A 7,455-nucleotide genomic window follows, 5' to 3' on the forward strand; every position below is an offset into this window, starting at 1 on the left:
GCGGGCGCTCCCCGTCGGTCGCGACGTACTCGTCGATCTGCTTCTTGACCCAGGGCTCGCGGCTGTCGATGACGTCGGTTGGCTGCTCCATGCCTCAAACCTACGCGTCGAGCATCCCCAGCAGCGCCTCGACCGTGCGCAGATTGCGGGCGGTCGCGACAGGGCCGAGAGAACGGTAGAACGCGGGTGGCAGCTTCGACTTGGAGATGCCGTCGGGGCACCACTGGTAGAGGGCGCGGGGGCCGAGCACCGCAGCCTCCGGCTCGAGACCATCGGGGATCTCGATCGGCGGCACCGTGTCGAAGAACGTGACGACACCGCGCGATGGGTCGGTGACGACGTCGAGCAGCGGATTCTCCGCTGCGATGGCGCGAAACTCGGCGGCGGTCAGGATGAGCACGCGGGTCTTCACCGGTATCGCGGCCTCGAGGGCAGCGGCATCCAGTTCACCGGTGTAGACGACATTGCCGCTCTGCAGGTAGGTGGCGACGTCGCTGCCGCCAGCGGATTCGACGATCGCGCGGAGGTCGGCCATCGGCAACCGGGTGGACGTGCCGACGTTGATGCCGCGGAGGAGGGCGACATGACGCATGCACCCAACGATAGTCAAGCCTTCGGGAACGTTCAGGCCCGATCGGTAGGGTGACACCCCAGATACGTAAGGGAGATCGATTGCACACCTGGCCTGGATCCGCATACCCGCTCGGCGCGACCTTTGATGGGAACGGCACCAACTTCGCCCTCTTCAGTGAGGCGGCGGAGCGCGTCGAGCTCTGCCTGTTCGACGAGGACGGCACGGAGACGAAGGTCGAGCTGACCGAGGTCGACGCCTACGTGTGGCACGCCTACCTTCCGCAGATCCAGCCGGGGCAGCGCTACGGCTACCGGGTGCATGGCGAGTGGAACCCGGAGAAGGGACTCCGCGCCAATCCGAACAAGCTGCTGCTCGACCCGTACGCGAAGGCCACCTGCGGCGTCATCGACTGGGACCAGGCGCTGTTCTCCTACAACTTCGGCGATGAGGACTCGCGCAACGACGACGACTCCGCCCCGCACATGATGCTCGGCGTCGTCATCAACCCGTTCTTCGACTGGGCGGGTGACCGGCATCCACGGATTCCCTACGCCCAGTCGCTCATCTACGAGGCGCACGTGAAGGGGCTCACCCAGCTGCACCCCGGGATTCCAGAGGTGCAGCGCGGCACCTACAGCGGCGTCGCCCACCCGGCGATCATCGAGCACCTCCAGAAGCTCGGCGTGACCGCCATCGAGCTCATGCCGGTGCACCAGTTCGTCAATGACTCCACACTGCAGGAGAAGGGCCTCAGCAACTACTGGGGCTACAACACGATCGGCTTCTTCGCGCCGCACAACGACTACTCCGCGACGGGCCAGCTCGGCCAGCAGGTGCAGGAGTTCAAGGGGATGGTGCGCGCTCTGCACGAGGCGGGCATCGAGGTGATCCTCGATGTGGTCTACAACCACACGGCAGAGGGAAACCACCTCGGCCCGACCCTGAGCATGCGCGGCATCGACAACCTCGCGTACTACCGCGTCGTCGAGGATGACGCCAAGTACTACATGGACTACACCGGCACCGGCAACTCGCTCAACGTCGGCAACCCGCACTCGCTCCAGCTCATCATGGACTCGCTGCGCTACTGGGTGACCGAGATGCACGTCGACGGGTTCCGCTTCGACCTCGCATCGACCCTCGCCCGCGAGTTCTACGACGTCGACCGCCTCAGCGCGTTCTTCGAGCTCGTGCAGCAGGATCCGATCGTCAGCCAGGTGAAGCTCATCGCCGAGCCGTGGGACATCGGCCCCGGTGGCTACCAGGTCGGCAACTTCCCTCCGCAGTGGACGGAGTGGAACGGCAAGTACCGCGACACCGTCCGCGATTTCTGGCGGGGAGAGCCATCCACGCTCGGCGAGTTCGCCTCGCGCATCACCGGCTCCGCCGACCTCTACGAGCACTCCGGGCGACGCCCGGTCGCGAGCATCAACTTCTTCACCGCGCACGACGGCTTCACCCTTCGCGACCTGGTGAGCTACAACGAGAAGCACAACGAGGCCAACGGCGAGAACAACAACGACGGGGAGTCCCATAACCGGTCGTGGAACTCCGGCGTCGAGGGGCCGACCGACGACCCGGCTGTCAACGTCATCCGGGCTCGACAGCAGCGCAACTTCCTCGCGACCCTCCTGCTCAGCCAGGGTGTTCCGATGATCCTGCACGGCGACGAGCTCGGGCGCACCCAGCAGGGCAACAACAACACCTATGCCCAGGACAGCGAGCTCAGCTGGATCGACTGGGCGAACGCCGACCAGGCGCTCGTCGACTTCACCGCGGCCGTCAGCCGGCTGCGCAAGGAGCACCCGACCTTCCGCCGCAGCCGGTTCTTCGACGGCCGCCCGGTCAGGCGAGGTGCCGGCGAGCCCCTGCCCGACATCGCCTGGCTCACCGAGCAGGGCGCGGAGATGGCAGAGGAGAACTGGGACGCATCGCTCGGTCGCCTCATCGGCATCTACCTCAACGGCCAGGGCATCGCCGGTCGCGACCCCCGCGGCGAGCGCATCGTCGACCGCAGCTTCCTCGTCTACTTCAACGCGGGTGACGAGGCAATCGACTGCACGCTTCCCTCCGTCGAGCACTCCCCCCGCTGGGAGATCGTCGTCGATACGGCCGGCGAGATCGCCAACTCCGAGCTGCGCGAACAGGGCTCGGTGATTCCCGTTCAGGCGAAGTCGCTCGTCGTGCTGCGCGCGCATCGAGCAGACGAGGAGATCGACATGGACAACACCGTGGCGTCGTCTCTCACCGTGCTCACGACCTCGACGGCCGACAACCCCAATGCGAACCTCATGGACGTCTAATGGCAGTACCCGCCTCCACCTACCGACTGCAGCTGCGCGAGGACTTCACGCTCCATCACGCGGCGTTCGTCACGAGCTATCTGCACGAGCTCGGCGTCGACTGGGCCTACCTCTCCCCCATCCTCGTGGCAGAGACCGGAAGCGACCACGGCTACGACGTGGTCGACCACTCGACCGTCGACCCCGTGCGCGGCGGCGTCGAGGGGCTCGCGGCCTTCTCTGCCGCCGCCCGCGCGGAGGGGCTCGGCATCCTCGTCGACATCGTTCCCAACCACATGGGCGTCGCGGTGCCGAAGCACAATGCCTGGTGGTGGGACGTGCTGCTTCGCGGACGGGGGTCGGAGTTTGCCGAGGCATTCGACATCGACTGGGACGCCGGCAGACTGACGATTCCGGTGCTCGGCGACGACCCCGTGCTGCGGGTCGAGGGCGACGAGCTCGTGTACTTCGACCACCGCTTCCCCATCGCGGAGGGCACCGGGGGCGGCACCGCAGACGAGGTGCACGCGCGGCAGCACTACGAGCTCATCCACTGGTCGCGGGCCGACACCGACCTCACCTATCGGCGCTTCTTCGCGGTCAACTCGCTCGCCGCCATCCGCGTCGAGGTGCCGTGGGTCTACGCGAAGTCTCACGCCGAGATCCGGCGCTGGTTCGAGGAGGGCCTCGTCGACGGCCTCCGGGTCGACCACCCCGACGGCCTCCTCGACCCCGGCGGCTACCTCGACCAGCTCGCCGTCACGACCGACAACGCCTACGTGCTCATCGAGAAGATCCTCGAGGGCGAGGAGCAGCTTCCCGCCTGGTGGGCAGCGGCCGGCACCACGGGGTACGACGCGCTGGCCGACGTCGACCGCGTGCTCGTCGACGCGGGTGGTCGTGCGACGCTCAGCGACCTCGACTCCTCGCTTCGCGAGAACGGACAGGCTCTCGACTGGCCGACGCTCATCCACGGCACCAAGCGCGCGATCGCCGACGGCATTCTGGGCTCCGAGGTTCGGCGACTCGGCCGCGAGATCGGCAGCACCGACGACCAGACGCTCGATGCGATCGCCGAGCTGCTCGCGTGCTTCCCGGTCTACCGCTCCTACCTTCCCGCCGGCAGCGAGCACCTCGAGACGGCCGCAGAGCTCGCAACCCGGCACCGCCCAGAGCTGACCGACACGATCGCCTACGTCGTCTCCCTGCTGGCCGACCCGACGCATCCAGCCGCTCTGCGGTTCCAGCAGACGAGCGGGATGGTGATGGCCAAGGGTGTGGAGGACACCGCCTACTACCGCTACAGCCGCCTTGCCTCGCTCAACGAGGTCGGCGCGGACCCCGCGGAGTTCTCGATCGACGTCGAGGAGTTCCACCGCCGCCAGATCGTGCGCCATGGCAGCTTTCCCGCCTCGCAGACGACCCTCTCGACGCACGACACCAAGCGCGGAGAGGACACCCGCGCCCGCATCGCGGTGCTCAGCGAGCTGCCAGAGCGGTGGTCGGCGACCCTGTCGGAGCTGCGCGAGCTCGCCCCCATCGGCGACGGGCCGTTCGAGAACATCCTGTGGGAGTCGACCATCGGCGCATGGCCGATCTCCCGCGAGCGCCTGCACGCCTACGCGGAGAAGGCGGCGCGCGAGGCGGGAACCTCGACGACCTGGACGGCGCCGAACGCCGAGTTCGAATCGCGGATGCACGCGGCCGTCGACGCCGCCTTCGACAACGAGCGGGTGGCCAGGTCGCTCTCCGGCTTCGTGGACTCGATCTCCCAGGCCGGATGGTCGAACTCCCTCTCTGCCAAGCTCATCCAGCTCACCGCGCCCGGCGTGCCCGATGTCTACCAGGGCAGCGAGCTCTGGGAGACGAGCCTCGTCGATCCAGACAACCGGCGTGAGATCGACTTCGACGAGCGCCAGCTGCTGCTCGCCGCGATCGACGCCGGTGCTCACCCACCCGTCGACGCGAGCGGCGCGGCGAAGCTTCTCGTCACCAGCCGGGCGCTTCGGCTGCGACGCGACCGCCCTGAGCTCTTCACGCGGTACGCACCGCTGCCTGCCGTTGGCTCAGCGGCCAGCCACGTGCTCGCCTTCGACCGCGGTGGTGCCGTGACGGTTGCCACCCGCCTGCCCGTCTCCCTCGAACGCATCGGGTGGCGAGACACCGCCGTGCTGCTGCCCGGCCGCCCCGTCGTCGATGTGCTGACCGGCCGCGAGTACGAGGGCGGCAGCCTCTCGGTCGGCGAGCTGCTCGAGACCTACCCGGTCGCGCTGCTCGCGCAGGTGCCGTGAGGGTCTGGGCTCCAGTCGCGACGTCAGTGACCCTCGTCGCAGACGGCGAGCACCTGCCGATGGCGCGACAGGGCGAGTGGTGGACGGCGCAGGCCGAACCGCGTCGCTACGGCTTCCTCGTCGATGACGACCCGACGGTGCTGCCCGACCCACGATCGCGCTGGCAGCCCGACGGCGTGCACGGCCTCAGCGCGACCGTCGACGACGAGTTCGAGTGGAGCCCGTGGCAGGGAAGGGAGCTGGCCGGCGGCGTCGTCTACGAGCTGCATATCGGCACCTTCACTGCCGAGGGCACGCTCGACTCGGCAATCGAGCGCCTCGACCACCTCGCCGAGCTCGGCATCGACTTCGTCGAGCTGCTGCCGGTCAATGCGTTCAACGGTGAGCACAACTGGGGTTACGACGGGGTGCTGTGGTTCGCGGTGCAGCACAGCTACGGGGGGCCGGCGGCCTACCGTCGCTTCGTCGACGCGTGCCACGCGCGCGGTCTCGCCGTCATCCAGGATGTCGTCTACAACCACCTGGGGCCAAGCGGCAACTACCTGCCCCGCTTCGGTCCGTATCTCGCTTCCGGCTCCAACTCCTGGGGCGACGCGGTCAACCTCGCCGAGCCGGAGGTGCGCGCCTTTATTCGCGACAACGCGGCGATGTGGATGCGCGACTTCCACGTCGACGGCCTGCGCCTCGACGCCGTGCACGCCCTCACCGATCCGTCGATCCTTCGCGAGCTCGCCGACGACACGGCGGCGCTCAGCACAGAGCTCGGCCGCCCGCTGTGCCTCATCGCGGAGTCCGACCTCAACGACCCGGCGATGATCGACCCCACCGCGCTCGGCATGACCGCCCAGTGGAGCGACGACTACCACCACGCCCTGCACGTGGCCCTCACCGGGGAGACGAGTGGGTACTACGCCGACTTCGCGTCCCTCGGCGCTCTGGCCAAGGCGGCGACGCGCGGCTTCTTCCACGATGGAACGCACTCGTCGTTCCGCGGCAGAGACCACGGCCGCCCCATCCCCGATCAGACACCGACGTGGAGGCTGGTGGCGTTCTCGCAGGATCACGACCAGATCGGCAACCGCGCTGCGGGCGACCGGCTGGCGGCATCCCTCGACGACGGCCAGCTCGCCATCGCCGCGGCACTCACGCTCGCCGGGCCGTTCACCCCGATGCTCTTCATGGGTGAGGAGTGGGCCGCGAGCACCCCGTGGCAGTTCTTCACCTCTCACCCGGAGCCAGAGCTCGGAGAAGCCGTTTCCCGCGGCCGCCTTGCCGAGTTCGAGCGCATGGGGTGGGATCCGGATGTCGTTCCCGACCCCCAGAGCCCGGCCACCTTCGCGCGGTCGAAGCTCGACTGGAGTGAGCTCCCCACCGGTCGGCACGCCCGCATTCTGGCGGTGTACCGCGAGCTGATCGCCCTGAGGCGCGCGCAACCCGACCTTCGCACCGCGACCTTCGAGTCGCTCTCTGCGCAGTTCGACGACGAGACGGGCTTCTTTCGGCTCGACTGCGGCAGCCTCAGCATCCTCGCCAACTTCGGTGTCGCGCCGCTGCCGCTGCCGCCAGGCGAGGTGCTGTTCGCGAGCGGCCATGCGCTCGAAGGGCACTCCGTCGTGATTCTTCGATCGGATCGGGAATAGTCACTGGCTCCATGCACTTGCATTGAGTGCGACAGAAGTTGTCGCGTCAACCAATTGCGTCAGGAGCACGAACAATGAGCATCACCACCGAAACGATCCCCGGCTACGTCGCAGGCACGTGGACCCTGGATCCAGCCCACTCGGAGGTCTCGTTCTCCGTTCGCCACCTCGCCATCAGCAAGGTGCGCGGCACCTTCGAGAAGTTCGACGTCACGGTCGTCACGGGTGAGAACCCAGAAGACTCCACCCTCACCGCGACCATCGAGGTCGCCTCGGTGAACACCAACCAGGAGCAGCGCGACAACCACCTCCGCACGAGCGACTTCTTCGCCGTCGACCAGTTTCCGACCATGACCTTCGTCTCCACCGGCGTTCGCCAGGACGGCGACGAGTTCCTGCTCGACGGCGACCTGACGCTGCGCGGTGTCACCAAGCCCGTCACTCTGAAGGGCGAGTTCGGCGGCATCATCACCGACGGATACGGCCAGACCAAGGCGGGCGCCTCGGCCACCACGAAGATCAACCGCAAGGACTTCGGCGTCAACTGGAACGCGGCCATCGAGGGCGGCGGACTCACCCTTGGCGACGACGTGACCATCTCCATCGAGGCTCAGGTCGTACTGCAGAAGTAGACAGCAGCCGTCGAGAGGGTCGACCCTGACGGTCAA

The 7,455-nt window shown here is 67.7% G+C and carries 5 protein-coding genes; 4 read left to right on the plus strand and 1 reads right to left on the minus strand.

Annotated features, from left to right (window positions below; genetic code table 11):
* Positions 1–100: 100 nt before the first annotated feature.
* Positions 101–592 (minus strand): DUF1697 domain-containing protein, encoded by a 492-nt coding sequence (locus tag AC14A7_RS10935; RefSeq protein ID WP_484008947.1) that lies wholly within the window; start codon positions 590–592, stop codon positions 101–103.
* Positions 593–672: 80 nt separating this feature from the next.
* Between AC14A7_RS10935 and glgX the strand changes: the two genes are divergently transcribed.
* The 4 genes from glgX to AC14A7_RS10955 all read left to right on the plus strand — a co-directional run bounded on the left by glgX (position 673) and on the right by AC14A7_RS10955 (position 7,419).
* Complete coding sequence (gene glgX / locus AC14A7_RS10940; protein ID WP_484008949.1) at positions 673–2,877, plus strand: glycogen debranching protein GlgX; 2,205 nt, start codon at positions 673–675, stop codon at positions 2,875–2,877.
* Positions 2,877–5,147, plus strand: coding sequence for a malto-oligosyltrehalose synthase (treY, locus tag AC14A7_RS10945; RefSeq protein ID WP_484008951.1), 2,271 nt, complete (start codon positions 2,877–2,879; stop codon positions 5,145–5,147). The genes glgX and treY overlap by 1 nt, the downstream gene beginning before the upstream one ends.
* The gene (gene treZ, locus AC14A7_RS10950) at positions 5,144–6,787 is read left to right on the plus strand and encodes a malto-oligosyltrehalose trehalohydrolase (protein ID WP_484008953.1); all 1,644 of its coding nucleotides are present in this window, start codon (positions 5,144–5,146) and stop codon (positions 6,785–6,787) included. The genes treY and treZ overlap by 4 nt, the downstream gene beginning before the upstream one ends.
* Positions 6,788–6,861: 74 nt before the next feature.
* On the plus strand, positions 6,862–7,419 hold the full coding sequence (locus tag AC14A7_RS10955; RefSeq protein WP_484008955.1) for a YceI family protein: 558 nt from the start codon (positions 6,862–6,864) through the stop codon (positions 7,417–7,419).
* Positions 7,420–7,455: the final 36 nt, after the last annotated feature.

It is taken from the genome of Conyzicola sp. (genome assembly GCF_057073975.1).

Excerpts from the sequence above, each read along its gene's own strand:
- AC14A7_RS10935 (WP_484008947.1), bottom strand. The coding sequence starts at position 592 with ATGCGTCATGTCGCCCTCCTCCGCGGCATCAACGTCGGCACGTCCACC.
- treY (WP_484008951.1), top strand. The coding sequence starts at position 2,877 with ATGGCAGTACCCGCCTCCACCTACCGACTGCAGCTGCGCGAGGACTTC.
- AC14A7_RS10955 (WP_484008955.1), top strand. The coding sequence starts at position 6,862 with ATGAGCATCACCACCGAAACGATCCCCGGCTACGTCGCAGGCACGTGG.